We start from the raw sequence: 1304 nt of genomic DNA on the forward strand, positions 1-1304 counted from the left end.
AAATGTCTCGTCCTGAAATATGGCTACAGGTTAAAATTGATTTTACGCTGTTAATTTGTATACCATATTAGGTGTTTTAAAGTCTAAAGATAAATGTAATCTTATTTCGTTGTACAAATTAATTGCATTTTTTGTGGCTCTTTTCGCGTGATCCATGCTAGTAAAGGTTTGGTCGAGATAAAATTCGTCTTTAAGAATCCCGTTAACCCTTTCTGCGAGAGCATTTTCATAGCAATGGTTTTCTTCTGTCATACTAATATCTATCTTATTTCTTTTCAGGATTTGCGTGTATACATTGCTACAATATTGTATACCCCTATCGGAATGATGTATGAGTCCGTTAATGTTTTTAGCTTGATAAATAGCTTTATTAAGCGCTCTCACGCATCCGTTTAGTTCTAAGCTGTCACTCAAATCATAACCTACAATCTTTCTGGAATGCATGTCCGTAATGAGTGCTAGGTAACAAGAGCCTTTTACCGTTCGGATATATGTTATGTCAGATACCCAAACTTGGTTAGGCCTTGTAACTTGAACATCTTTAATGATGTTTTTATACTTGTAGAACCTGTGCAAAGAGTTTGTAGTTCTGGAACTATATTTCTTTCTAAGTGTAAGCATTTGATGTTTTCTCAGGACATTAAATAAGGTGTCTCTACCGACTTTAAGGTTGGCTTTGGCAAACTCATCATCTAAGGATTTAACAAGTTTACGTACGCCTTCTCTAGGTAGGGATTTGCGTCTTTTCTTTATTATCTCAATAATCTGCTGTTCTAGTTTTAAACGCTTATCAGCTCTATTTTTATACTTATAGTAAGCATTGCGTTTATGTCCAAAACAATGGGTTATAGTGGTTAAAGAAGCAAATCCCTTAGCTTTTTCTTTGGCCTTGATTAAGGCTTTATACTTAGCTTTTTTTTTAGTTCGGCAACAGATTTATAGCCTAGATCTTCAGCAGCTACTTCCAGGTATGAATCTAATACCAAAGCATCCAGATCCTTTTTTAAGAGTAGCTTTTTAAGCTGTTCAATCTCTTTTTGCAGTTCTTTGATTCGTGTTATTTCGTCTTTTGTTTCCACTTTTACTCTGGTGTTCATTAGGTCTTTACGGTTGTACTTCCTGATCCATTCATTAATGGTAGTTGGAGCAATGCCATAGAGTTTGCCCAATTGGTTCTTGTTTAGTTTACCCGTTGTGATTTCGTCCAGAATTTTCAGTTTAAAAGGTTCTGAATACCGTCTGATTACTTTGTCATTTCTATACATAATGTTTAAAATTATGTAGCCTTATTTCAGGACGGGTCA

The 1304-nt window shown here is 34.9% G+C and carries 2 protein-coding genes; both read right to left on the reverse strand.

Annotated elements, in window-relative coordinates; all coding sequences use genetic code 11:
* Positions 1–42 precede the first annotated feature (42 nt).
* Complete coding sequence (locus tag CDH50_RS15150; RefSeq protein ID WP_157805006.1) at positions 43–936, reverse strand: IS3 family transposase; 894 nt, start codon at positions 934–936, stop codon at positions 43–45.
* Positions 894–1265, reverse strand: coding sequence for a transposase (locus CDH50_RS14985; RefSeq protein WP_100613106.1), 372 nt, complete (start codon positions 1263–1265; stop codon positions 894–896). The genes CDH50_RS15150 and CDH50_RS14985 overlap by 43 nt, the downstream gene beginning before the upstream one ends.
* Positions 1266–1304: the final 39 nt, after the last annotated feature.

It is taken from the genome of Confluentibacter lentus (genome assembly GCF_002806995.1).
In the GTDB taxonomy this organism is placed as follows: Bacteria; Bacteroidota; Bacteroidia; order Flavobacteriales; family Flavobacteriaceae; genus Confluentibacter; species Confluentibacter lentus.

Bases quoted from the DNA above. Each gene is read 5' to 3' on its own strand.
- CDH50_RS14985 (WP_100613106.1), bottom strand. From the start codon at position 1,265: ATGTATAGAAATGACAAAGTAATCAGACGGTATTCAGAACCTTTTAAA.